This window comes from Streptomyces sp. BV286 (genome assembly GCF_019090165.1).
Taxonomy (GTDB): Bacteria; Actinomycetota; Actinomycetes; order Streptomycetales; family Streptomycetaceae; genus Streptomyces.
The window spans coordinates 1-24,061 of sequence record NZ_JAHRIB010000134.1 but is presented as its reverse complement, the minus strand read 5'-3'; the positions used below and the strand labels follow the sequence as shown (position 1 = coordinate 24,061).

At 68.9% G+C, this 24,061-nt stretch carries 20 protein-coding genes and 1 pseudogene; 15 read left to right on the top strand and 6 right to left on the bottom strand.

Annotated features, from left to right (window positions below):
* The first annotated feature begins 48 nt into the window (after positions 1–48).
* From KUF83_RS19005 to KUF83_RS18980, 6 genes are all read left to right on the top strand, one after another.
* Complete coding sequence (locus tag KUF83_RS19005; protein WP_217455921.1) at positions 49–1,086, top strand: ABC transporter permease; 1,038 nt, start codon at positions 49–51, stop codon at positions 1,084–1,086.
* A 100-nt stretch (positions 1,087–1,186) separates the two neighbouring features.
* Positions 1,187–2,992: an ABC transporter substrate-binding protein gene (locus tag KUF83_RS19000; RefSeq protein ID WP_217455920.1), complete on the top strand. Its 1,806-nt coding sequence runs from the start codon at positions 1,187–1,189 to the stop codon at positions 2,990–2,992.
* A 105-nt stretch (positions 2,993–3,097) separates the two neighbouring features.
* Positions 3,098–4,075 carry an ABC transporter permease gene (locus KUF83_RS18995; RefSeq protein ID WP_217455919.1) on the top strand — a complete coding sequence of 326 codons (978 nt, stop codon included), beginning with the start codon at positions 3,098–3,100 and terminating at the stop codon, positions 4,073–4,075.
* 10 nt (positions 4,076–4,085) lie between these two features.
* Positions 4,086–5,147 carry an ABC transporter ATP-binding protein gene (locus KUF83_RS18990; protein WP_217455918.1) on the top strand — a complete coding sequence of 354 codons (1,062 nt, stop codon included), beginning with the start codon at positions 4,086–4,088 and terminating at the stop codon, positions 5,145–5,147.
* A gap of 12 nt (positions 5,148–5,159) precedes the next feature.
* Positions 5,160–6,272: an ABC transporter ATP-binding protein gene (locus KUF83_RS18985; RefSeq protein ID WP_217455917.1), complete on the top strand. Its 1,113-nt coding sequence runs from the start codon at positions 5,160–5,162 to the stop codon at positions 6,270–6,272.
* 172 nt (positions 6,273–6,444) lie between these two features.
* Positions 6,445–6,819 carry a VOC family protein gene (locus KUF83_RS18980; RefSeq protein ID WP_254644068.1) on the top strand — a complete coding sequence of 125 codons (375 nt, stop codon included), beginning with the start codon at positions 6,445–6,447 and terminating at the stop codon, positions 6,817–6,819.
* Between the two features lie 12 nt (positions 6,820–6,831).
* Here the strand turns inward: KUF83_RS18980 and KUF83_RS18975 are convergent, their stop codons facing one another.
* The 5 genes from KUF83_RS18975 to KUF83_RS18955 form a co-directional block, all read right to left on the bottom strand.
* Positions 6,832–7,890 (bottom strand): ABC transporter ATP-binding protein, encoded by a 1,059-nt coding sequence (locus KUF83_RS18975; protein WP_217455916.1) that lies wholly within the window; start codon positions 7,888–7,890, stop codon positions 6,832–6,834.
* Positions 7,891–7,916: 26 nt separating this feature from the next.
* A complete protein-coding gene (locus KUF83_RS18970; RefSeq protein WP_217455915.1) occupies positions 7,917–8,942 on the bottom strand; it encodes an ABC transporter ATP-binding protein in 1,026 nt (341 codons plus the stop codon).
* 132 nt (positions 8,943–9,074) lie between these two features.
* Positions 9,075–10,058, bottom strand: a complete 984-nt coding sequence (locus KUF83_RS18965; protein ID WP_217455914.1) for an ABC transporter permease — start codon at positions 10,056–10,058, stop codon at positions 9,075–9,077.
* A gap of 23 nt (positions 10,059–10,081) precedes the next feature.
* Positions 10,082–11,866, bottom strand: coding sequence for an ABC transporter substrate-binding protein (locus KUF83_RS18960; RefSeq protein WP_217455913.1), 1,785 nt, complete (start codon positions 11,864–11,866; stop codon positions 10,082–10,084).
* 143 nt (positions 11,867–12,009) lie between these two features.
* Positions 12,010–13,041, bottom strand: coding sequence for an ABC transporter permease (locus KUF83_RS18955; RefSeq protein ID WP_217455912.1), 1,032 nt, complete (start codon positions 13,039–13,041; stop codon positions 12,010–12,012).
* Between the two features lie 370 nt (positions 13,042–13,411).
* On the opposite strand from KUF83_RS18955, the gene KUF83_RS18950 reads away from it, so the two are divergent.
* The 5 genes from KUF83_RS18950 to KUF83_RS18930 are packed head-to-tail and all read left to right on the top strand — an operon-like array spanning position 13,412 to position 19,244.
* Entirely contained in the window at positions 13,412–15,052 is a 1,641-nt protein-coding gene (locus KUF83_RS18950) for an ABC transporter substrate-binding protein (RefSeq protein ID WP_217455911.1), read from the top strand.
* Positions 15,053–15,106: 54 nt separating this feature from the next.
* Positions 15,107–16,030, top strand: a complete 924-nt coding sequence (locus KUF83_RS18945; RefSeq protein WP_217455910.1) for an ABC transporter permease — start codon at positions 15,107–15,109, stop codon at positions 16,028–16,030.
* Positions 16,023–17,039, top strand: a complete 1,017-nt coding sequence (locus KUF83_RS18940) for an ABC transporter permease (RefSeq protein WP_217455909.1) — start codon at positions 16,023–16,025, stop codon at positions 17,037–17,039. Before KUF83_RS18945 ends, KUF83_RS18940 begins: the two co-directional genes overlap by 8 nt.
* Before the next feature lie 5 nt (positions 17,040–17,044).
* Positions 17,045–18,028 (top strand): ABC transporter ATP-binding protein, encoded by a 984-nt coding sequence (locus KUF83_RS18935; protein ID WP_217455908.1) that lies wholly within the window; start codon positions 17,045–17,047, stop codon positions 18,026–18,028.
* Entirely contained in the window at positions 18,021–19,244 is a 1,224-nt protein-coding gene (locus KUF83_RS18930) for an ABC transporter ATP-binding protein (RefSeq protein WP_254644067.1), read from the top strand. Before KUF83_RS18935 ends, KUF83_RS18930 begins: the two co-directional genes overlap by 8 nt.
* Positions 19,245–19,408: 164 nt before the next feature.
* On the opposite strand, the gene KUF83_RS18925 is transcribed toward KUF83_RS18930, so the two are convergent.
* Positions 19,409–21,559: a S9 family peptidase gene (locus KUF83_RS18925; RefSeq protein WP_217455907.1), complete on the bottom strand. Its 2,151-nt coding sequence runs from the start codon at positions 21,557–21,559 to the stop codon at positions 19,409–19,411.
* 181 nt (positions 21,560–21,740) lie between these two features.
* On the opposite strand from KUF83_RS18925, the gene KUF83_RS18920 reads away from it, so the two are divergent.
* The 4 genes and pseudogenes from KUF83_RS18920 to KUF83_RS18905 all read left to right on the top strand — a co-directional run.
* A complete protein-coding gene (locus KUF83_RS18920) occupies positions 21,741–21,935 on the top strand; it encodes a hypothetical protein (protein ID WP_055611106.1) in 195 nt (64 codons plus the stop codon).
* A gap of 21 nt (positions 21,936–21,956) precedes the next feature.
* Positions 21,957–22,904: an N-acetyl-1-D-myo-inositol-2-amino-2-deoxy-alpha-D-glucopyranoside deacetylase gene (gene mshB, locus KUF83_RS18915; protein ID WP_217455906.1), complete on the top strand. Its 948-nt coding sequence runs from the start codon at positions 21,957–21,959 to the stop codon at positions 22,902–22,904.
* A 40-nt stretch (positions 22,905–22,944) separates the two neighbouring features.
* Positions 22,945–23,370 carry a DUF6113 family protein gene (locus KUF83_RS18910; protein ID WP_217455905.1) on the top strand — a complete coding sequence of 142 codons (426 nt, stop codon included), beginning with the start codon at positions 22,945–22,947 and terminating at the stop codon, positions 23,368–23,370.
* Between the two features lie 160 nt (positions 23,371–23,530).
* A pseudogene (locus KUF83_RS18905) lies at positions 23,531–24,061 on the top strand (hypothetical protein); the annotation flags it as partial.

Below are 24,061 nucleotides of genomic sequence, written 5' to 3'. Positions count from 1 at the left end.
GGTATCTGTGCTGCGCTCAACTCTCCATCCCCCGGGGGAAGAACAAAGATGACCAGTCCAACCAAGGCCGAGGGCTCCGGGCCGTCGGCGGCCTTGGACCCCGAGCTCGCGTCGAACACCGAGCCCGCCGAGGCCGAGAAGCTGGAAGGCCGTTCCCCCGGGCAGTTGATGTGGCATCGCTTCAAGCGAGACCGTACCGGAGTGATCTCCGCGTGCGTGGTGATTTTTTTCTTCGCGATCGCCGCCCTCGCCCCGGTCATCTCGTCGCTGTACGGCAAGGACCCGTACACGCTGTACGCGCAGGAGCCCGACTACCCCTTCCTGCTCGACGACTTCGCCATGCCCACCGGCTCGTTCGGCGGGATGTCGGGCGACTTCTGGTTCGGCGTCGAGCCCAAGCTGGGGCGTGACGTGTTCACCATGCTGCTGTACGGCATGCGCACCTCGCTCTACATGGCCGTGATCGTCACGCTGCTCAGTGTTCTGACCGGCGTCATCATCGGTATGGTCAGCGGCTACTTCGGTGGCAAGGTCGACTACTGGCTCGGCCGGATCACCGACTTCTTCCTGGCCTTCCCGCAGCAGCTGTTCTTCATCGCCTTCATGCCGGTGGTCACGGCCCTGTTCGTCTCTCCGACGGACGAGACCCCGACCTACCTGCGCGCCGTCGCGATCATCCTCGTGATGTGGTTCCTCGGCTGGATGGGCATGGCCCGGCTGGTGCGCAGCTCCGCGCTCTCCCTGCGGGAGCGCGAGTTCGTCGAGGCGGCCAAGGTCTCGGGAGCGTCCCCGACGCGCATCGTGCGCAAGGAGATCCTGCCGAACATCGTCACGCCGATCCTCGTGCAGGGCACCTACATGCTGCCCAGTTCGATCCTCACCATCGCCTTCCTCTCGTTCGTCGGTGTCGGCTTCGTCGAGCCGACCCCCGACTGGGGCCGGATGTTCGCCATCGGCTCCGAGATCTACGAGCAGGACCCCATGTTCATGTTCTTCCCGGGCGTCGCGATGGTGATCTTCGTACTCGCCTTCAACCTTCTCGGCGACTCCGTCCGGGACGCATTCGACCCCAAGACCGGACGGTAACCGTCCATTGGTGGTGGGGGGACTGCCACCCCCGTTCCGGGAGACCGGACCGTCAGGCAGTACTCGTGGACAACAATCGACAGGTAGGTGCATCGGCATCATGAAGCCCATCAGAACCCGCACCGCGCGTGCCATAGCCGTCGCCATCACGGCCGGCTCGCTGGCGCTGACCGGCTGCTCCAACGACAGCGGCAAGGACAACTCCAAGGACAACTCCAAGTCCAAGGACGACGCCGCGTCACAGTCGAAGCCTGTCGCCTACGGTGACGCCCAGGCGTCCAACGGCCCGGCAGAGCCGGTGGCCGGCGCCAAGACCGGCGGCACCATCAACGTGTACCAGCAGTCCGACCTGACCCACATGGACCCGGGCCAGATCTACGTCAGCGACGCCGGCCAGTTCGCCAACCTGGTCCACCGCGGTCTGACGAACTTCCAGGAGGACGACAACGGCAACCTGACGGTCGTCGGTGACGTCGCCACCGACTCCGGCAAGTCGTCCGACGGCGGCAAGACCTGGACGTACACCCTCAAGGACGGCGTCAAGGACGAGGACGGCAACGTCATCACGTCCGCCGACGTCCGCCACACCATCGAGCGGCAGTACGCGAAGTTCATCTTCGACGGCCCGACGTACGTCCAGACCTGGCTCTCCGGTGCCAAGTACCGCGAGGCGCTGCCGGACGGCCCGTTCAAGGGCAAGCACCTTCCGGACTCCGTCCTGGAGACCCCGGACGACAAGACGGTCGTCTTCCACTTCAAGCAGGCCCAGCCGGACCTCCCGCAGGCCCTGGCCATGGCCGGCTACGCCATCGTGCCCGAGAAGCAGGACACGAAGGAGAAGTACGACAAGGCCCCCGCCTCCCTGGGCCCGTACAAGATCTCCGAGTACAAGGCCGGCAAGTCCGTCAAGCTGGTCAAGAACGACCAGTGGGACGAGAAGACGGACTCGGTGCGCCACCAGTACGTCGACGGCTACAACTTCACCAACACCATCGACCAGGCCAGCCAGACCAAGCGTCTGATCGCCGACAAGGGCGAGGCCAAGAACGCCATCCAGTTCACGGACTCCGTGGACCCGGCGCAGCTGTCGACGGTCATCAGCACCCCGGCCGCCAAGAAGCGCACCATCCAGGGCTACCAGCCGTACGTGTGGCAGCTCTCCTTCAACCTCGACAGCGCCGAGATGAAGGACAAGAAGGTCCGCGACGCGATCACCTACGCGATCCCGAACCAGTCCATGGTCCAGGCGGACGGCGGACGGTACGGCGGCGAGGTCGCGGGTGGTCTGCTGGCCCCGACCCTGCCCGGCTTCGACCCGAAGTACGACCCGTTCGGCAAGCTGAAGAAGCCCAACGGTGACCCGGCGAAGGCCAAGGCGCTGCTGAAGGAGGCCGGCTTCAAGCAGGGCACCAAGCTCAGCTACGCCTACTCCAACACCCCGCGTGGCCAGGCTCAGATGGTCATCATCAAGGACGCGCTGAACAAGCTCGGCTTCGATGTCCAGGCCAAGGAGATCGACCGCGCGACCTTCTACGAGCAGGTCGGCAAGCTCAAGAACCCGTACGACCTGTACATGACCGGCTGGGGCCAGGACTGGCCGTCGCCGGGCACGGTCATCACGCCCGTCTACGACGGCACGCAGGTCGCCGACGGTTCGCCGAACTACTCGCACATCAACGACAAGCAGGTCAACGACTACATCCAGAAGGCTCTGACGGAGGAGCCCGAGGCTGCGGCCAAGACCTGGGAATCGGCTCACCACCGCATCGTGGAGGGCATCAACCCCGGAGCCCCGGTCTACTACTCGAAGCAGATCCAGCTCTACGGTTCGAACATCGGTGGTGCCCGGTACAGCACGGAGTCGAGCTACATCGACATCAACGACCTGTTCCTGAAGCAGCCGTAATCCGTCAGCTCGGCTGATCCGCGGGGGTGTGCGCCAGGCGGAGCGCACCCCCGCGGACGGCACCCCCCTCCTGCCGCCGCGTTTCGAAGAGAGCATCCACCCGCCATGCTTCAGTTCCTCATCCGCAGGCTGAGCGGCGCCGTCGTCATCATGTTCCTGATCGGCGCCTTCACGTTCTTCCTGTTCTACTCAATTCCCCAGGACTTCGCCCAGCTGGCCTGTGGCAAGAACTGCTCCCCCGAGAACATCGCGGTCATCCGCGACAACCTCGGTCTCGACAAGCCCATCACCACGCAGTTCTGGGAATTCATGGCGGGCATCGTGTCCGGCCGGGACTTCCCCCAGGGGCACTGCTCAGCACCGTGCCTGGGTGTCTCCTTCGACAGCGGCGACTTCGTGTGGGACTCGATCATGGACCGCTTCCCGCTGACGCTCTCGCTGACCGTCGGTGGTCTGGTGATCTTCCTGCTGTTCGGTCTCGGTACGGGTCTGCTCGCCGCCTGGAAGCGCGGCACGGCCGTCGACAAGGCGGTCAGCGGCGCCTCCATGGTGCTCAGCTCGTTCCAGATCTACTTCCTGGGTCCGATCGTCCTGAGCCTGCTGGTCTACAGCACCGGCTGGATGGAGAACCCCAAGTACGTCCCGTTCACCGAGGACCCGGGCGGCTGGTTCGTGGGGATGCTGATCCCCTGGGCCGTGATGGCCACGATCTTCACCGCCCAGTACACGCGTATGGCCCGCTCGACCATGATCGAGCAGCTGCAGGAGGAGCACGTCCGCACGGCGCGCGCCAAGGGCATGCGGCAGCGGTACGTCTTCTTCCGGTACGCCTGGCGCGGTTCGCTCATTCCCATCGTCACCATCATCGGCATGGACCTCAGCGCGCTGCTCTCCGGCGCTGTGGTCACCGAGTTCACCTTCGACCTGGCCGGCATCGGGCGTCTCGCGGTCGACGGCTCGCTGACCAAGGACCTCCCGCTGACGATGGGCGTCATGCTGTTCGGGGCCTTCTTCATCCTGATCCTGAACATCATCGTGGACCTCGCCTACGCCTACATCGACCCGCGCGTGCGCCTCGCCTAGGAGAAATACCGTGACCACACTGACCAAGACCGAAGGCGAGAAGGCCCCGAGCGGGCCGGAGGCCTTCCTCTCGGTCCGCGACCTGCGCGTGCGGTTCTCCACCGAGGACGGCATCGTGAAGGCCGTCGACGGGCTCTCCTTCGACGTCGAACGCGGCAAGACACTGGGCATCGTGGGCGAGTCGGGCTCCGGCAAGTCCGTCACCAACCTGACCGTCCTCGGCCTGCACAACCCCAAGACCGCCACCGTCGAGGGCGAGATCGTCCTGGACGGCAAGGAACTGGTCACCGCGACCGAGAAGGAGATGGAGAAGCTTCGCGGCAACAAGGTCGCGATGATCTTCCAGGACCCGCTGACCGCGCTCTCGCCGTACTACACGGTGGGCCGGCAGATCGCGGAACCGTTCATGAAGCACACCGGCGCCTCCAAGAAGGAGGCGAAGGCGCGGGCCATCGAGATGCTCGACAAGGTCGGCATCCCGCAGCCCGCGATGCGCTTCAACGACTACCCGCACCAGTTCTCCGGCGGTATGCGCCAGCGCGCCATGATCGCCATGGCCCTCATCTGCGACCCCGACCTGCTGATCGCCGACGAGCCGACCACGGCCCTGGACGTGACGGTGCAGGCCCAGATCCTGGACCTGCTCAAGGACCTCCAGCAGGAGTTCGGTTCGGCGATCATCTTCATCACCCACGACCTCGGCGTCATCTCCAAGATGGCCGACGACCTGCTGGTGATGTACTCGGGGCGGGCCGTGGAACGCGGCAGCGTCCGCGAAGTGCTGCGCGCCCCCCAGCACCCGTACACCTGGGGCCTGCTGAGCTCGATGCCGCGACTCGGCGGCGACACGGCGCAGGCGCTCACCCCGATCCCGGGGTCTCCGCCCAGCCTGCTGAACCCGCCGTCGGGCTGCCCGTTCCACCCGCGGTGCGGCTTCACCTCCGAGGTCGGCGGAACGCTCTGCTCCAGTGACCGGCCGCAGCTGCCCGCGGGCCGCGGCGCTGCCTGTCACCTGGGCGATGAGCAGAAGTCGACCCTTTTCATCGAACAGATCAAGCCCCGGCTGGGCTAGGGAGAACGACACATGAGCGACAAACTCACCCTGCCGAAGCCGCAGGGCCCGGTGGACGGGGCGGCCGAGACGCTGCTCTCCGTCGAGGGCCTGACGAAACACTTCCCGATCTACGGCGGCTTCCCGATCAAGCGCAAGGTCGGAGCCGTCCAGGCGGTGGACGGGGTCGACCTGTCCGTCGGCGTCGGCGAGAGCGTCGGCCTGGTCGGCGAGTCCGGCTGCGGCAAGTCGACCACGGGCCGGCTCATCACCCGGCTCCTCGAACCGACCGCCGGAAAGATCACGTACGCGGGGCAGGACATCACGCACGCCTCGCGCAAGCAGATCGCCCCCGTGCGGTCCGAGATCCAGATGATCTTCCAGGACCCGTACTCGTCGCTGAACCCGCGGCAGACCGTCGGCACCATCATCAAGTCGCCGATGGAGGTCAACGGGATCAACCCGGCGGGCGGCCGCGAGACACGCGTACGCGAGCTGCTGGAGCTGGTCGGCCTCAACCCCGAGCACTACAACCGCTTCCCGCACGAGTTCTCCGGCGGCCAGCGCCAGCGCATCGGCGTGGCCCGGGCCCTGGCGCTGAACCCGAAGCTGATCGTCGCGGACGAGCCGGTCTCCGCGCTCGACGTGTCGATCCAGGCGCAGGTCGTCAACCTGCTGCAGAAGGTCCAGGAAGAGATGGGCATCGCCTTCCTCTTCATCGCGCACGACCTGGCGATCGTCCGGCACTTCTCGCAGCGCCTCGCGGTGATGTACCTCGGCAAGGTGGTGGAGGTCGGCGACCGCGACTCCATCTACAACCGGCCCCGTCACCCGTACACCCACGCCCTGCTGTCGGCGGTGCCGGAGGTCGAGCTCGACGACGAGACCGAGGAGCGCGAGCGGATCCGGCTCTCCGGTGACGTCCCCTCGCCGATCCACCCGCCGTCCGGCTGCCGGTTCCGTACCCGGTGCTGGAAGGCCCAGGACAAGTGCGCCACGGAGGAGCCTCCGCTGGTGCAGATCTCGGGCAACCGCGAGGGCCACCTCACGGCGTGCCACTTCCCGGAGGACCCGACGACCGAGGCGCGGGACGAGGACATCATCCTGGACCCGGCGCTCGCGGCGCTGGAGAAGGACGCGGAGTAGCAACGACGCGCATCCGCCCCGAACCCCCGCTCCTCGAACGCCGGAGGCACTGATTTCCAGCCTGTCCGGCGTTCGAGGAGCGGGGGTTCAGGCCGATACGGGGGTCTGGGGGCGGAGCCCTCGGTAGGGGCGGCGAGGGCGAAGACCGTGACGAAGCTCCTGGAGGAGCCAGTTGAATCCCAGCATCCACAGCATCACCTTCGACTGCACAGGGGACCCGTACGATCTAGGACTGTTCTGGAGCGAGCTGCTCGGCCGGCCCCTGGCCGACGACGACAAGCCCGGTGACCCGGAGGCACTGATCCAGGATCCGGACGGCGGCCCGAGGCTGCTCTTCGTGCGGGTCCCGGAGGGCAAGACGGCCAAGAACCGTATCCACTTCGACCTGCGGCCGCAGGGACGCACCCGCGCGGCGGAGGTCGAACGCGCCCTCGGCCTCGGAGCCCGGCTGATCGCGGACCGGACCCGCCCGGACGGCGGCGGTTGGTTCCTCCTGGCGGATCCCGAGGGCAACGAGTTCTGCGTGGAGCGGGGCGAGCAGGACTGAGCCCCGCCCCGCTCAGGCCGCGATCCCGGGGTCCGAGGAGAGCCGGGGCCCGGGGACCGTGTCCCTGACCTCCGGATAATGGCAGGCAGTCAGGTGCCCCACCCCGTTCCCGTCGGCCCGCACCAGCGCCGGCACCTCCGAGGCGCACCTCTGCGTCGCCTTCCAGCAGCGCGTGCGGAAGCGGCAGCCCGACGGCGGGTCGAGGGGTGAGGGCACGTCTCCCGTGAGGCGGATGCGTTCGCGGGCCGGGGCGCCACCGGACGCCGTCTCGGCGGTCGCCTCCGGTACGGCGGACAGCAGCGCCCGCGTGTACGGGTGCCGCGGGTTCGCGTACAGGTCGTCGCGGTCGGCGATCTCGACGATCCGGCCGAGGTACATCACGGCGACGCGCTGCGAGAAGTGCCGGACGATCGCCAGGTCGTGGGCGATGAAGACGAACGCGATGCCCAGGTCCTTCCGCAGGGTCTGCAGGAGGTTCACCACCTGGGCCTGGATCGACACGTCGAGCGCGGAGACCGGCTCGTCCGCGACGATCAGCTTCGGGTTCAGCGCCAGGGCCCGGGCCACGCCGATGCGCTGGCGCTGGCCGCCGGAGAACTCGTGCGGGAAGCGGTTGTAGTGCTCGGGGTTGAGGCCGACGGTCTCCAGCAGTTCGTGCACGCGCCGCTCGCGGCCGCCGGGCGGGTCGATGCCGTTGATCTCCATGGGCCCGGAGACGATCCGTCCGACCGTGTGCCGGGGGTTCAGCGAGGCGTACGGGTCCTGGAAGATCATCTGGATCTCGGAGCGGACCGGTGCCAGCTCCTTGCGGCCGGCGTGCGTGATGTCCTGGCCGCGGTACGTGATCTTCCCGGCGGTCGGTTCCAGGAGCCGGGTGATGAGCCGGCCCGTGGTCGACTTGCCGCAGCCGGACTCGCCGACCAGGCCCAGGCTCTCGCCCTCGGCGACCCGGAGATCGAGCCCGTCGACGGCCTGGACCGCGCCGACCGTGCGGCGGAGGGGGAAGCCGCCCCGCACCGGGAAGTGTTTGGTGAGCCCGGTGACCTCCAGCAGGGGGTTCGTGCTGCTCATGAGGGTGAAGTCCCATCTCTCGCGGGTCAGTTGGGCTGGGGCGTCGCGTAGTCGGTGAAGAACTCCCGGCGCTGCCCGGCGGTGAGGTGGCAGGCGGCGCCGCGCCCGGCGGTGATGCGCAACTCGGGGCTGTCCGTGGCGCACAGACCCGCGTGGACCTTCTCCACGAACGCGCACCGCGGGTGGAAGCGGCAGCCCGAGGGCGGGTTGAGGAGGGAGGGAGGCAGGCCCGGGATCGGCGACAGCGGCACGTCGACCGGCCCGTCGAGGCTCGGCATCGAGCCGAGCAGGCCCCAGGTGTACGGGTGCTGGGGTGCGCGCAGCACCTCGCCCCGCGTGCCCCGCTCCACGCAGCGGCCGCCGTACATCACCAGGACCTCGTCGGCGACGTGGGAGATGACGCCCAAGTCGTGGGTGATGAAGACGATCGCCGTGCCGAACTCCTGCTGGAGGTCCTTGAGGAGGTCCATGATCTGCGCCTGGACCGTCACGTCGAGCGCGGTGGTCGGCTCGTCCGCGATCAGCAGCCGTGGATCGCAGACCAGGGCCATGGCGATCATCGCGCGCTGGCGCATCCCGCCGGAGAACTGGTGCGGGTAGTCGTCCACGCGAAGGTCGGGCTGCGGGATGCCGACGCGTCTGAGCATCTCCACCGCCCGCGAGCGCGCCGCGTGCCGGGACGCCCCGGTGTGCTTGCGGTACGTCTCGCCGATCTGCTTTCCGATCGTGTGGAACGGCGAGAGCGAGGCCAGCGCGTCCTGGAAGATCATCGACATGGTGTTGCCGCGCAGCCGCTCCAGCTGCCGCTCGGTCGCGGTCAGCAGGTCCTTGCCGTCGAGCAGGATCTCGCCGCCCACCGCGGTGTGGTCGCGGTCGTGCAGGCCGAGGATCGCCAGGTTGGTGACGGACTTGCCCGAGCCGGACTCGCCCACGATGCCGAGCGTCCTGCCCTCGGCCAGGTCGAAGGAGAGCCCGTCGACGGCTCTGACGACACCGTCCTCGGTGGAGAAGTGGACGCGCAGGTCGCGTACGGAGAGGAAGGGGGTGCTCATGGGGCTGTCTCTCCAGATGGTCGGACGGATCCGGCGAGGGGCCGGTGCGGAGCGCCCCGAAGGGACGCGGGGAACTGCGCGACCGGCCACGGCGGTCCTGCAGCCGGCCGAACGCCCGCTGCGGCGCAGCGCCTACGCGAGCCGGACCCGCGGGTCGATGAGGGCGTAGACGGCGTCGACGACGATGTTGGCGACGACGATCGCGGCGGCCGCGGTGAGGACCACGCCCAGCAGCAGCGGCAGGTCGTTGTCCCGTACGGCCTTGATGGACAGGGCGCCGATGCCGTGCAGGCCGAAGGTCTCCTCGGTGATGATCGCGCCGCCGAGGAGATAGCCGATGTCGAGCCCGAGGATCGTGACGATCGGGCCCATCGCACCCCGCCAGGCGAACCGGAAGAAGACCGTCCGGCGGGAGAGGCCCTTGGCGCGCGCGGTGCGCACGTAGTCCTCGTTCAGGGTCTCCACCAGCTGGGAGCGGGTCATCCGGGTGTAGTTGGCGGTGAAGATCAGCGCGAGGACCAGCCAGGGCAGCAGCAGGCCCTTGAACCACGCGGCCGGATCCTGGGTGAACCCGGTGCTGTCCTGCGGCCGGGGCAGCAGATGCCACTGGTCGGAGAGGTAGTACATCGCGACGACGCCGACGATGTAGATCTGCAGCGACGAGCCGACCAGCGAGGCGGAGGACGCGATCTTGTCGAGCGGCCTGCCCTGCTTGACCGCCGCGATCATTCCGGTGCCCACCCCGAAGACCACGAACACGACGGTGCTGCCCAGCGAGAGCGAGAGCGTCGTCGGGAAGCGGTCGGTGATCAGGCCGAGCACCGGCTCGTGGTTGGTGAACGAGTAGCCGAGGCACGGCGCGGGGCAGTTCCCGAGGCCCGTGTAGTCACGGCCGGCGAACACGCCGACCAGCCAGTGCCAGTACTGGACCGGCAGGGGGTCGGAGATCCCGAGGTTGTGCCGGACCAGCGCGAGTGTCTGCGGTGTGCACAGCTTGCCGCAGGCGGCGCGCGCCGGGTCACGGGGGGCGACGTAGAAGAGCACGAAGGTGAGGGCGCTGATGATCAGGAGGATCAGCAGCGCGCCGAGCGTCCGGCGGACGAGGAAACGGAACATGGCGATGCGATTCCCTGGTGGCCTCAGGCCTTGGCGTAGAGCTTGTAGAGGATGAACGCCGAGAACAGCGGGTCGAACTCGCCCCCGCCCACCTTGGATCCGTACAGGTAGTAGCGCCGCTGGTACGTCTCGGGGATGATCGGCGCCTCCTCCGCCATGATCCGGCGGTCCAGCGCCGCCCAGGAGGCGTTGGCCTTGGTGGCGTCCGTGATGACGGCGTTCTTCTTGATCGCCGAGTTGACCCAGCTCACGTTCAGCTGCGAGACGTTGTTGGCGCCGTTGGCGATCGTGGTGCCGTCGAAGAGGGGCTGGATGAGGGTGTAGCCCGTCGGCCAGTCGGGGGACCAGCCGAACCACATCACGTCGAACTGGTTGTCGATCTGCTGGACCTGGTCGTAGTAGCTGGTCGACTCGACGGGCTTCACGACCGGATCGAAGCCGGCCTCCTTCAGTGCGTTCGCGATGACGACCTTGGTCTTGTCGTACGCGTCGCTCGCACCCTGCGGATAGGTGTAGACGATCTTCTGGCCGAGCTTTCCGGCCTCCTTCAGCAGGGCCTTCGCCTTCGCCGTGTCGCCCTGGGGCTTGGTCAGCTTGCCGTACACGTCGAACTTCACCCGCCCCGCGATGTCCGGGGACAGGATGGTGGTGGCGTACTCGCCCGCGGACGGGCCGCCGTAGATCCGGCGGATCTGCTCCAGCGGCCAGGCGTGGTTGAGCGCCTGCCGCACCTTGACGTCCTTGATGCGTTTGCAGTTGATGGCGTAGTAGTAGAGGCCGGTCAGCAGGCCGTCGACGGTACGGGCCTTCAGGTCGGCCGTGCCGAGCACCTTCTGGATGCGCTCGGCCGGCACCCCGCTGTAGGCCATGACCGCGTACTGGTCGTCCCCGGAGTCGGCGATCAGCCGGTCCGTCGCCTGCAGTCCCTCGGGACCGAACTCGAAGACGAAGGAGTCCGGGTAGGCGTTGCGGATCGCGTCCGTCGCCGGGTCCCAGTGGGTGTTGCGCACCAGGGTCAGCGACTTGTCGACGGAGTGCTGCTTGATCCGGTACGGGCCGCAGGAGACCGGGTCCTTGTCGTACTTCTCCTTGGTGTCGTGCTTGACGGGCACGGCGCCGTAGGAGTGCATGGCGAGGGTCCAGTTGAGGTCCGGACGGGCCGCCTTCAGGTGGAAGGTGATGGTCTTCTTCGCGGCGTCCGTGACGACCGAGCTGAGGTGCTTGCCGCCGTACGGGCCCTTGTAGACCGAGCGGAAGTCGTTCGTGCCGGTCAGCGCCGACTGGAGGTAGGTGGCGCCCTCGGTGGTGAAGCTCGCGAAGCCGCGCTCGATGCCGTGGCGTACGTCGTCCACGGTGAGCTCGCTGCCGTCCTCCCACTTCAGGCCGTCCTTCAGCGTGAAGGTCCATGTTTTGCCGCCGTCGGACATGGTGCCGGTGTCGGTGGCCAGGTCGCCGACGAGCTTCATGCCACCGCCCGGGGCGATTTTGTAACCGGTCAGGCAGCGGATGTAGAGGTTGCCGACCGTGGAGTTCCACGAGTAGTAGATGCGCTGCGGGTCGAGGTGCGAGAAGTCGTCCGGGCCGATCGCGTGGATCGTGCCGCCCTTGCGTGAGCCGGTGATCTCGGGGGCGGGCCCGGTGGAGTCGTCCGCCGTTCCGATGGTCACCGCGGAGTACTTGGCGGTGCCGGCGGAGCCACCGCCTCCCGTACCGCCGCCGCCCCCGCCACTGCTGCACGCGGAGAGGACCATTGATCCACCGGCCGCGACCGAGGTCGCGATGACAAAGTTTCTGCGCGAGAGAGACATGGGTGTCCTGCCTGAATCAGGGAGATGGGAGAAGCGGGGGCGCCCCTTTCCGGGGCGCGGGGCTGTGTCGATGTGCGGCTCCGCCGCGTGGGCGCGACCGGCCACGACGAACCTGCGGGTTCGGGACGGCCTGTCCGGCGGAGTTATCGGCGTCGGGTCTTGGGATCCAGCGCGTCCCGCACGGAGTCGCCGAGCAGGTTGAAGGCGATCACGAAGATCACCATCGCCAGGCCGGGGAAGAGCATGTAGGTGATGTCGTTCTGGTAGACCTGCGCCCCGCGCTGGATCATCACGCCCCAGTCGGGCGTCGGGTCGCTGAGCCCGACGCCGAGGAAGGCGAGGGCCGCCTCCGTGGTGACGTACATGGGCAGCGCGAGGGTCGCCTGGATGAGGATCGGCGTCCACAGGTTGGGCAGAAGTTCCCTGAAGATGATCCGGGCCGGTGAGGCGCCGGTGACCTTGGACGCCTCCACGAACTCCCGCTCGCGCAGGGCCAGTACCTCGCCCCGCAGGAGCCGTGCGATGGGCGCCCAGCCGAACGCGGTCATCACCGAGATCAGGCTGACCACCGTGAGCCAGGTCGGGGTGTTGTCCTCCGGCGAGACGAGGATCGAGATCATCACGGGCCAGAAGGCGATGAAGAAGAGCGTGGAGGGGAAGGCCAGCAGGATGTCGATGACCCGGCCGACCAGGTAGTCGGTCCGGCCGCCGAGGTAGCCGGCCGTCAGCCCGACGACGATGCCCAGCAGGGTGACCAGCAGGGTCGTCACCGTGGCGATCAGCAGCGAGTTGCGGATGCCGTAGAGGAGCAGGGTGAAGACGTCCCGCCCGAGCTGCGGCTCGACGCCGAACCAGAAGTCGCCGCTGATACCGCCGTTGGGCCGGACGGGAAACCCGAAGTCGTTGAGCAGGCCCGCCGTGTTCTGGCCGTACGTCGTGTACGGGTCCTTGCCGTACACCCCGGCGATCAGCGGGGCGCCGATACCGGCGACGAAGAAGAACAGCACGACGTAGGCCGAGACGACGCCCGTGCGGTCGCGCCGGAAGCGCAGCCAGGCGAGCCGGCCGGGGGAGCGGCTGTCACCGCCCCGGGGAGGGGGCGCGGGTGTGGTGCGTACGGCGGTGTCGGCCACCGCCGTGGGTGGGGCGGCCGCGGAGGGCGTAGGGGAGGTCATGGTGCTCCTGGCCCGAATTGATGGGGGTCGACAGGCTTCGACCCACGGGCTAGCGCGACCATTTCAACGCCGTTCGCCCGGCGTCAATGAATCGTTGACGCCCTTGATCTGGTCTTTTGCAGTTTGACCCGGGGCTGGTCGCCGCTTGGCCCGGCTTGGGACTGCCATGACCAAAGTGCGGTCCGCTATGCGGTCCACGTGTCGCGCCATGCGTGCGTCCGTCAGGGGCGCGCGATGCGTACATCCGGCGGATGCCCCCACCCGGACGGGTGGAGTGAATGTGCGCTATGAGAGCTATCGGCCGATATTGGGCGCTAAAGGCATATGACTACGGCGCCGGAGCCGCAGCGCACCGAAGAGGAGGCACTCCATGCGTGGAGCCACGCACGCCAGATGGGCCGCATGCGCGGCGGCGGTAGCGCTCGCCGCGACGGCCTGTGGGGACGACGGGGGCGGCGACAGCGGCGGCAGCGGCGACGGCTCCGGCATCGTCAGTTCCTCGTGGGGCGACCCGCAGAACCCCCTGGAGCCGGCGAACACCAACGAGGTGCAGGGCGGCAAGGTCCTCGACATGCTCTTCCGCGGTCTCAAGCGCTACGACGCCAAGACCGGCAAGGCCAACGACATGCTCGCCGAGAAGATCGAGACCACGGACTCCCAGAACTTCACCGTCACCGTCAGGAGCGGCTGGACCTTCAGCAACGGCGAGCCCGTCACCGCCAAGTCGTTCGTGGACGCCTGGAACTACGGCGCCGGCCTCAAGAACAACCAGAAGAACGCGTACTTCTTCGGGTACATCGACGGCTACGACAAGGTCCACCCCGAGGACGGCGGCAAGCAGACCGCCGACACCCTCTCCGGTCTGAAGGTCACCGGCGAGAACACCTTCACGGTCAAGCTCAACCAGAAGTTCTCGACCTTCCCCGACACCCTCGGCTACGCGGCCTTCTCGCCGCTGCCCAAGGCGTTCTTCGACGACCACGACGCCTGGCTGAAGAAGCCGGTCGGCAACGGCCCGTACGTCGTCGACTCGTACGCCAAGGGCTCGGTGATGAAGATGCGCAAGTGGGGCGAGTACCCCGGCGAGGACAAGGCCCGCAACGGCGGAGTGGACCTCAAGGTCTACACCGACAACAACACCGCCTACACGGACCTGATGGCCGGCAACCTCGACCTCGTCGACGACGTGCCCGCCTCCCAGCTCAAGAACGCCAAGAGCGACCTCGGCGACCGGTACATCAACACGCCCGCCGGCATCATCCAGACCCTCGCCTTCCCGTTCTACGACAAGGCCTGGGACAAGGACGGCATGGAGAAGGTCCGCACGGGCCTGTCCCGGGCCATCGACCGCGAGCAGATCACCGAGACCATCTTCCAGAAGACACGGACCCCCGCCACCGACTGGACCTCGCCCGTCCTCGGCGAGGAGGGCGGCTTCAAGGAGGGGCTGTGCGGTGACGCCTGCGAGTACGACCCCGACGAGGCCAAGAAGCTGATCGAGGAGGGCGGCGGGCTGCCCGGCGGCCAGGTCAAGATCTCGTACAACGCGGACACCGGCTCCCACAAGGAGTGGGTGGACGCCGTCTGCAACTCCGTCAACAACGCGCTGGACAACGACAAGGCCTGCGTCGGCAACCCCGTCGGCACCTTCGCCGACTTCCGCAACCGGATCACCCAGTCCAAGATGTCGGGCCCCTTCCGGGCCGGCTGGCAGATGGACTACCCGCTGATCCAGAACTTCCTGCAGCCGCTGTACTACACCAACGCCTCGTCCAACGACGGCAAATGGACCAGCGCCGAGTTCGACAAGCTCGTCGACGAGGCCAACGCGGAGACCGACCGGGCCAAGGCCGTCGAACTGTTCCAGCAGGCCGAGGAGGTCCTGCGGGACGACATGGGCGCCATCCCGCTCTGGTACCAGAACGGCAGCGCCGGCTACTCGCAGCGGATCACCGACGTGGCGCTGAACCCGTTCAGCCTCCCCGTCTACAACGAGATCAAGGTCAGCTGAGCCGCGGGGGCACCCGTCGGCACACGGGTGCCCCCGCCTACCTCCGGAGCCCTCATGGGACGGTACGTGATCCGGCGTCTGCTGCAGATGATCCCGGTCTTCTTCGGCGCCACCCTGTTGATCTTCCTGATGGTGAACGTGATGGGCGACCCCATCGCGGGCCTGTGCGGCGACCGCGAGTGCGACCCCGCCACGGCCGCCCAGCTGCGCAAGGAGTTCGGCCTCGACAAGCCCGTGTGGCAGCAGTACGCGACCTACATGGGGAACGTCTTCACCGGCGACTTCGGCACAGCGTTCAACGGGCAGGAGGTCACCGAGCTGATGTCGACCGCCTTCCCGGTCACCATCCGGCTCACGATCGTGGCGATCCTCTTCGAGATCGTCATCGGCATCACGCTGGGCGTCGTCACCGGACTGCGCCGCGGCCGTCCCGTCGACACCGGCGTCCTGCTGGTCACCCTGGTCGTCATCTCCGTGCCGACCTTCGTCACCGGTCTGCTGCTCCAGCTGCTGCTCGGTGTCGAGTGGGGCTGGATCAGTCCGTCCGTCTCCCCCGAGGCACCCTTCGACGAGCTCATCGTGCCGGGCCTGGTCCTCGCGTCCGTCTCCCTCGCGTACGTCACCCGGCTGACCCGCACCTCCATCGCGGAGAACCGGCGCGCCGACTACGTCCGTACGGCCGTCGCCAAGGGCCTGCCCCGGCGCCAGGTCATCACCCGGCACCTGCTGCGCAACTCGCTGATCCCGGTGGTCACCTTCATCGGCACCGACATCGGCGCCCTGATGGGCGGCGCGATCGTCACCGAGCGGATCTTCAACATCCACGGCGTCGGCTTCCAGCTCTACCAGGGCATCCTGCGCCAGAACACCCAGACCGTCGTCGGCTTCGTGACCGTCCTCGTCCTCGTCTTCCTGGTGGCCAACCTGCTGGTCGACCTCCTGTACGCCGTACTCGACCCGAGGATCCGCTATGCCTGAACCGATGCCGCCGGAGCCGCACCTGTCGGGCGGGGGCCGCACCCCGGAGGACGGTGCCATCGCCGCTACGGGCATGGGCGGCGCGATGGACCTGGCGACCCAGGAGGCCTCCTCGCTGGAGAAGACCTCCGGCGGTCCGCACGGCCCGGAGCCCTCGGACGGACGGGCCCGCTCCCTGTGGTCCGACGCCTGGCGCGACCTGCGGCGCAACCCCGTCTTCATCATCTCCGGGCTCGTCATCCTGTTCCTGCTCTTCATCTCCCTGTGGCCCTCGGTGATCGCCTCCGGCAACCCCCTCAAGTGCGACCTCGCCAAGGCCCAGGAGGGCTCCCAGCCGGGACACCCCTTCGGCTACAACGGCCAGGGCTGCGACGTCTACACCCGCACGGTGTACGGGGCCCGGGTGTCCGTCACCGTCGGTGTGTGCGCCACGCTCGGGGTCGCGATCCTCGGCTCGCTGCTCGGTGGCCTCGCCGGGTTCTTCGGCGGAGCCTCGGACGCGGTCCTCTCCCGTGTCACCGACATCTTCTTCGCGATCCCCGTCGTACTCGGCGGCCTGGTGCTGCTCTCCGTCGTCACCAGCTCCACGGTCTGGCCGGTGATCGGCTTCATGGTGCTGCTCGGCTGGCCGCAGCTCTCCCGCATCGCCCGCGCGTCCGTCATCTCCACCAAGCAGAACGACTACGTCCAGGCCGCCCGCGCGCTGGGCGCCTCCAACACCCGGATGATGCTGCGGCACATCACGCCCAACGCCGTCGCCCCGGTCATCGTCGTGGCGACCATCGCGCTCGGTACGTACATCTCGCTGGAGGCGACCCTGTCCTACCTCGGTGTCGGGCTGAAGCCGCCCACGGTGAGCTGGGGCATCGACATCTCCTCGGCGTCCCAGTACATCCGCACGGCGCCGCACGCGCTGCTCTGGCCGGCCGGCGCCCTCGCTGTCACCGTCCTCGCGTTCATCATGCTCGGCGACGCGGTGCGCGACGCCCTCGACCCGAAGCTGAGGTGACCGCCGTGCTGCTCGAAGTGCGCGACCTGCACGTGGAGTTCAGGACCCGCGACGGGGTCGCCAAGGCCGTCAACGGCGTCACCTACGGCGTGGACGAGGGCGAGACGCTCGCCGTGCTCGGCGAGTCCGGCTCCGGCAAGTCCGTGACCGCACAGGCGATCATGGGCATCCTCGACACCCCGCCCGGGAAGATCACCGCGGGCGAGATCCTCTTCCAGGGAGAGGACCTCCTGAAGTTCAAGGAGGAGAACCGGCGCAAGGTCCGCGGCGCCCGGATGGCGATGATCTTCCAGGACGCGCTGTCGTCCCTGAACCCGGTGCTCAGCGTCGGCGCCCAGCTCGGCGAGATGTTCATCGTCCACCAGGGCATGTCCAGGAAGGACGCCAGGGCGAAGGCGGTCGAACTGATGGACCGGGTGCGCATCCCGGGCGCGGCCTCCCGCGTGGGCGACTACCCCCACCAGTTCTCCGGCGGCATGCGCCAGCGCATCATGATCGCGATGGCGCTGGCCCTGGAACCCGCCCTGATCATCGCCGACGAACCCACCACCGCCCTCGACGTCACCGTCCAGGCCCAGGTCATGGACCTCCTCGCCGAGCTCCAGCGCGAGCTCAACATGGGGCTCATCCTCATCACCCACGACCTCGGCGTGGTCGCGGACGTCGCCGACCGCATCGCCGTGATGTACGCGGGCCGGATCGTCGAGTCCGCCCCGGTCCACGACATCTACAAGGCCCCGGCGCACCCCTACACCAAGGGCCTCCTGGAGTCGATCCCGCGGCTCGACCAGAAGGGCCAGGAGCTCTACGCGATCAAGGGCCTGCCGCCGAACCTCATGAACATTCCACCGGGCTGCGCCTTCAACCCGCGCTGCCCCATGGCCCAGGACGTCTGCCGCACCGACGTGCCGCCCCTGTACGAGGTGACCGAGGCGGGCACGGACCGGGTGAGCGCCTGCCACTTCTGGAGGGAGTGCCTCCATGGCTGAGCGGAAGAGCGGAGCGGTGGCGGAGTACCGGGACGCCCCGGTGGGCGAGCCGATCCTCCAGGTGCGCGGCCTCGTCAAGCACTACCCGCTCACCCAGGGAATCCTGTTCCGCAAACAGGTGGGCGCGGTCCGGGCCGTCGACGGAGTCGACTTCGAACTCGGCGCCGGGGAAACCCTCGGCATCGTCGGGGAGTCCGGCTGCGGCAAGTCCACCGTCGCCAAGATGCTGGTCAACCTCGAGCGGCCGACCGCGGGCGAGATCAGGTACAAGGGCGAGGACGTCACCAAGCTGTCCGGCCGCGCCCTGAAGGCGGTACGCCGCAACATCCAGATGGTCTTCCAGGACCCGTACACCTCGCTCAACCCCCGTATGACCGTCGGCGACATCATCGGCGAGCCGTACGAGATCCACCCCGAGGTCGCGCCCAAGGGGGACCGGCGCCGGAAGGTCCAGGACCTGCTGGACGTGGTCGGGCTCAACCCGGAGTACATCAACCGCTACCCGCACCAGTTCTCCGGCGGCCAGCGCCAGCGCATCGGCATCGCGCGCGGTCTCGCCCTGCGCCCCGAGATCATCGTCGCGGACGAGCCGGTCTCCGCCCTCGACGTGTCCGTGCAGGCGCAGGTCATCAACCTGATGGACCGGCTCCAGAGCGAGTTCGACCTCAGTTACGTGTTCATCGCGCACGACCTGTCGATCGTGCGGCACATCTCCGACCGGGTCGGCGTGATGTACCTCGGCCGGATCGTGGAGACCGGCACGGAGGCCGAGATCTACGGGCACCCGACGCACCCCTACACACAGGCCCTGCTGTCCGCCGTGCCCGTCCCGGACCCGGAGGCACGCGAGCACCGGGAGCGGATCATCCTCTTCGGCGACGTGCCCTCGCCGGCCGACATCCCCTCCGGCTGCCGCTTCCGCACCCGCTGCTGGAAGGCCAGGGAGAGGTGCGCCCTGGAGGTCCCGCTGCTCGCCGTGCCCGCCGTGTTCCGGTACGAGGCCGGTCCGGCCGCCCACGGGTCGGCGTGCCACTTCGCGGAGGAGAAGCAGGTCGTCCCACCGGAGACGACGGAGACGACGGAGATGAGGGAGACGCCGGAGACGGACAGGGGCCCGCACGAGGGCGCGGGTGAGGGCACGGGCGGAACTCCGTACACGACTCCCGGCACGAGCCTGGGCAAGATCCCGGACGAGCCGGGGGACGAGCCGCAATAGGATGACAAATGCGCATCAACTTCGTTAACACGCAGGCAACTTGGCCGACCCGATTCCGATATACGGACGCGTCAGTCTGAACAGCGTACGGCCGTGCGGGTGCCGTAGACCGGCCGGGGGGCGCCATGTTTCCCCGGCCGGTCGCATGTCCGCGCCCGGCTTCGCTACCGCATTCCCAGCGAGCGCTTCAGGAAGTCCACCTGGAGGAGCAGCAGGTTCTCGGCGACCTGCTCCTGCGGGGTCATGTGCGTGACCCCGGACAGCGGCAGCACCTCGTGCGGGCGGCCCGCCGCCAGCAGTGCGGAGGACAGCCGCAGCGAGTGCGCGACCACCACGTTGTCGTCGGCGAGACCGTGCACGATCATCATGGGCCTGGCCGGTTCGGCGGCCCCCACCAGGCCGTTGTCGTCGAGCAGCGAGTTCGCCGCGTACACCTCGGGCTGCCGGTTCGGATCACCCAGGTACCGCTCCGTGTAGTGGGTGTCGTACAGCCGCTGGTCGGTGACCGGCGCGCCCACCACACCCGCGTGGAAGACGTCCGGGCGGCGCAGCACCGCGAGCCCCGCGAGATAACCGCCGAACGACCAGCCGCGGATCGCCACCCGGCTCAGGTCCAGCGGGAAGCGCTCGGCGAGCGCCCGGAGCGCGTGGATCTGGTCGTCGAGGACGACCGCCGCCAGATCGTCCTTGATCACCTTCTCCCAGGCAGGCGAGCGGCCCGGCATGCCCCGCCCGTCCGCCACGACCACGGCGAAGCCCTGGTCGGCGAACCACTGCGGGGTCAGGTACGCGTTGTGCGCGGCCAGCACGCGCTGCCCGTGCGGCCCGCCGTACGGGTCCATCAGCACCGGCAGCGGGCCGTCCGTGTAGCCGGTGGGGAGCAGAACGGCGCACGGCACGCGCCGTTCGCCCGCCTCCGTGAGCGTCACGCGCGGGCTCAGCCCGGGGTGTTCGGCCAACGAGGCCACCGTCGCCGCGCTCCCCCTGCCGGTCGCCGCCCCGCGCCCCTTGCGGTCGCCGTCGCGCACCACCTGGACCTGGGCTCCCGGCCGGTCGGGCACGGCCGACACGAGGACCGTCACGCCGCCCGCCCGCACCGCCGAATGCACTCCGGGCTCCTGCGAGACCCGCTCCACACCGAGGTCGTTGACCCGGTAGACGTGCACCTCCCCGATCTCCGCGTCGGCCGCCGCCTCGCCGGCCGACGCGGACACCAGCACGTCCTCGTCCGACACGTCGAGCACCGCGCGTACGTGCAACTGCGGTCCTGTGAGCGGCCGTTCACCCACCGCGAGCACGCGGGCCCCGCCCTCGTCGACGATCCGCACGAGCTGTCCGCTCGGGCTCCAGCAGGGCACACCGGGGAAAAGATCAAGCCATTGTGGATCTTCGTCCGCGTGCACCATCCGGGTCGCCCCCGTGTCCGGGTCGACGGCCAGATAGAGCTGGCTGGCCTGGTCGCGGGCCTGCACCAGCAGCAGCGGCGCACCGGCCGACGACCAGTGCACCCGCGCCAGGTAGGGGTAGCGGGCCCGGTCCCACCGGACCTCCGTGCGCGCCCCTTCGAGCCCCAGGACGAAGAGCCGCACGTCCGCGTTGTCGGTACCCGCCGCCGGGTACGCGACCTGCTGCGGCTCCCGTTCGGGATGCGCCGGATCGGCGATCCACCAACGGCGCACGGGGGCGTCGTCGGCCCGCGCGACCAGCAGCCGGTCCGACTCGGGCGACCACCAGAAGCCGCGCGAACGGCCCATCTCCTCGGCCGCGATGAACTCGGCGAGCCCGTAGGTGACCGTGTCCGATTCGGGCTCCACGAGCGCCCGGTCGCCCTCGCCCTCGGCGCCGACGACGCGCAGGGCGCCCCCGGCGACGTACGCGACGAACCGTCCGTCGGGAGAAGGGCGGGGGTCCAGCACAGGCCCGGGAACCGGCAGCTCACGTGCCGTTCCGGCCCTCAGCTCCGCGGTGAACAGCCGCCCCGACAGGGCGAAGGACGCCAACTCCACGGCCGCGTCGGTGGCGTAGCCGACGATGCCCGCCCCGCCCTCGCGGCTGCGCTCGCGCCGGGCCCTCTCCGCCGCCGAGAGCCGTTCCGAGGAGCCTTTGAGCAGCGCCGCCGGGTCGGCGGCGGGGCGCTCCTTGCCGCCCGCCACGTCGAGGACCCACAGCTGGTTCGCCCGGTCCGTGCCGGACGAGGACCGCAGGAACACGACCCGCGAACCGTCGGGCGCCACGGTGAAAGCGCGGGGCGCGCCGAGCGTGAAACGCAGGGTGCGCGCCTGCCGGCGCGGAAAGGAGAGAGGCTCGGTCGTCATGCTCCGACCATATTGGCCATGCGCCCCCTTGTGCGGCCGTGCGCCGATCGATGCGCACGCACGAATAGTTATGATCACTAGCGCTGCGTGGGTATCAACCTGCTGGCCGCTGTATGGATTTACTGCCCCCATTGTCCGACCCCGCCCCCCGTGTCCCTGGGATCTTTGGAGGTGAGCCGCCGTGGCACTTTCGATTTCGGCGGTAGTGCTGCTGGCGATCATCGTCTTCATCCTGATCAAGAAATCAGGACTGAAGGCGCCTCACGCCATCGTCTGTGTCCTGTTCGGCTTCTACCTGGCCAGTTCGACGATCGCGCCGACCATCAACGACCTGACCACGAACATCGCCGGCATGATCGGGGACATCAAGTTCTGACCCGCCTCGTAGGGTGGGCCCATGACGGAACTGCCCTCCACCAGCCTGCGGCCGGGGAACTCCCCCTCCCGCCCCGCTGGGCGTCTGCTCCTGGTGCACGCGCACCCGGACGACGAGGCGATCAACAACGGCGCGACCATGGCCAGGTACGCGGCCACGGGAGCCCAGGTCACGCTCGTCACCTGCACGCTGGGTGAGCAGGGCGAGGTCATCCCGCCCGAGCTCGCCCATCTGTCGGGCGAGGCACTCGGCGAGCACCGCATGGCGGAGCTCGCCGGGGCGATGCGTGAGCTGGGGGTGCGTGACGCCCGCTTCCTCGGCGGCCCCGGCCGCTACCAGGACTCCGGGATGATGGGCCTCCCGGACAACGACAACCCCCGCTGCTTCTGGCGGGCCGACGTCGACGAGGCCGCCGCCGAACTGGTCCGGGTGATCCGGGAGGTGCGCCCCCAGGTTCTCGTCACCTACGACCCGGACGGCGGGTACGGCCACCCGGACCACATCCAGACCCACCGCGTCGCCATGCGGGCCGCGGACCTGGCGGCCGAGCCGGACTTCGGACCCGGCCTCGGCGAACCGTGGACCGTCGCGAAGATCTACTGGAACCGCGTACCGCGCTCCGTCGCCGAAGAGGGCTTCGCCCGGCTGAAGGACGTGCTCGGCGAACTGCCGTTCCCGGCCTCTGCGGCGGTCGACGACGTGCCGGGCGTGGTGGACGACTCCGCGATCACCACGGAGATCGACGGAACCGCCCACGCCGCCGCCAAGGCCGCCGCGATGCGGGCCCACGCCACGCAGATCGAGGTCGCCGAACCGTGGTTCGCGCTCTCCAACCACCTCGCTCAGCCGCTGTTCACCACCGAGTACTACGAGTTGGTGCGCGGCGAGAGGGAAGGCCCGGCGCGGGAGACGGATCTGTTCGCCGGGATCACCGAAGAAGCCGGGATCACCGAAGAGGGTGTCCGATGAGTCGTGGGGGACACCTGATGCGTACTGAGGTGCATGTCCGATGAGCGCAACGAACAAGCCGGGCCAGGGAAGCCTGCTGGCCCAGCCGCCGGCCCTGCCCTCGCTCTCCCGGGCCGCCGCTCACCTGGGGCTCTTCGTGCTCGGAGCCGTGGTCGCGGCGGCCGGGGCCCTGCTCCAGTCGGGCTGGTTCCCGGGCGGGCTGCTGCTCGCGCTGGCCGGCGCGGCGGGGCTGTTCCTGGGCGGGGTGCGCGCGACCGGCGGCCGGGGCGGGGCAGTCGCGCCCGCGGCCGGCTGGATGATCGCCGTCATCCTCCTCACCGCCAGCCGTCCCGAGGGCGACTTCCTCTTCGCCGCGGGAGCCGGGTCCTACCTCTTCCTGCTCGGCGGCATGGCCGTGGCTGTGATGTGCGCCACCCTTGGCGCGGGGCGGCAACCAGGCGGGCCCGCCGCCCGACTTGGCAAGTGACGTACCACTTCGCCACAGCGGGCAGGTGCAAGTCCGGTGTGGGTTTCCCCGACGGCCGTAAAACGTGTGCGACAAGTGGCCAGTATGGTGGTGCGCGCCGCCGAGCCGCCCGAATCGAGGTCGAGTAACCGGGCGGTGGAGCCAACCAGGAGAACCTGCCTTGAGTCGTGAAACTGACAGTTCGTCCTCCGGGCCCAACGGGCGCGGCGGAACCGCATACCCGTCGGGGACTCCGCCGTACGGAACGCCCATGGCTTCCGACGCCGCCGCCGACGCGGCACGTTCCGCCGCCGAGCGGCCGGAACAGCCCAAGACCGAGACCACGCTGACGACGCGGATCCGGATCAACATCCCCGGATCCCGGCCCATTCCGCCGGTCGTCATGCGCACGCCCGTCGCGAGCGGCGAGTCCTCCGACGCCACAGGTGCGTCGCGACCGGCCGCCGCGGACGCGGGTCCGCCCGCGGGCGTGGGCGGACCCGTGGACTCCGACACGGGGTCCCACGCGCTGCCCGTCGACGGTACCGACGAGAAGCCGAGCGACTGGTTCGCTCCCCGCAAGTCCGGTGCGCCGAAGGGCGGCCCGGGCGGTGGCGGTACCAACGGCGCCGGGATGGCCGCCGGTTTGAGCGCGCAGGGCCCGGGGACGGGCGCCGGTGCGGGAGTTGGCGCCTCCGGCGGACCCGGAGCG

Excerpts from the sequence above, each read along its gene's own strand:
- KUF83_RS18950 (WP_217455911.1), top strand. The coding sequence starts at position 13,412 with ATGCGTGGAGCCACGCACGCCAGATGGGCCGCATGCGCGGCGGCGGTA.
- KUF83_RS18930 (WP_254644067.1), top strand. The coding sequence starts at position 18,021 with ATGGCTGAGCGGAAGAGCGGAGCGGTGGCGGAGTACCGGGACGCCCCG.
- KUF83_RS19000 (WP_217455920.1), top strand. The coding sequence starts at position 1,187 with ATGAAGCCCATCAGAACCCGCACCGCGCGTGCCATAGCCGTCGCCATC.
- KUF83_RS18985 (WP_217455917.1), top strand. The coding sequence starts at position 5,160 with ATGAGCGACAAACTCACCCTGCCGAAGCCGCAGGGCCCGGTGGACGGG.
- KUF83_RS18960 (WP_217455913.1), bottom strand. The coding sequence starts at position 11,866 with ATGTCTCTCTCGCGCAGAAACTTTGTCATCGCGACCTCGGTCGCGGCC.
- KUF83_RS18955 (WP_217455912.1), bottom strand. The coding sequence starts at position 13,041 with ATGACCTCCCCTACGCCCTCCGCGGCCGCCCCACCCACGGCGGTGGCC.
- KUF83_RS18995 (WP_217455919.1), top strand. The coding sequence starts at position 3,098 with ATGCTTCAGTTCCTCATCCGCAGGCTGAGCGGCGCCGTCGTCATCATG.
- KUF83_RS18940 (WP_217455909.1), top strand. The coding sequence starts at position 16,023 with ATGCCTGAACCGATGCCGCCGGAGCCGCACCTGTCGGGCGGGGGCCGC.
- KUF83_RS18945 (WP_217455910.1), top strand. The coding sequence starts at position 15,107 with ATGGGACGGTACGTGATCCGGCGTCTGCTGCAGATGATCCCGGTCTTC.
- KUF83_RS18925 (WP_217455907.1), bottom strand. The coding sequence starts at position 21,559 with ATGACGACCGAGCCTCTCTCCTTTCCGCGCCGGCAGGCGCGCACCCTG.
- mshB (WP_217455906.1), top strand. The coding sequence starts at position 21,957 with ATGACGGAACTGCCCTCCACCAGCCTGCGGCCGGGGAACTCCCCCTCC.
- KUF83_RS18965 (WP_217455914.1), bottom strand. The coding sequence starts at position 10,058 with ATGTTCCGTTTCCTCGTCCGCCGGACGCTCGGCGCGCTGCTGATCCTC.
- KUF83_RS19005 (WP_217455921.1), top strand. The coding sequence starts at position 49 with ATGACCAGTCCAACCAAGGCCGAGGGCTCCGGGCCGTCGGCGGCCTTG.
- KUF83_RS18910 (WP_217455905.1), top strand. The coding sequence starts at position 22,945 with ATGAGCGCAACGAACAAGCCGGGCCAGGGAAGCCTGCTGGCCCAGCCG.
- KUF83_RS18970 (WP_217455915.1), bottom strand. The coding sequence starts at position 8,942 with ATGAGCACCCCCTTCCTCTCCGTACGCGACCTGCGCGTCCACTTCTCC.
- KUF83_RS18975 (WP_217455916.1), bottom strand. The coding sequence starts at position 7,890 with ATGAGCAGCACGAACCCCCTGCTGGAGGTCACCGGGCTCACCAAACAC.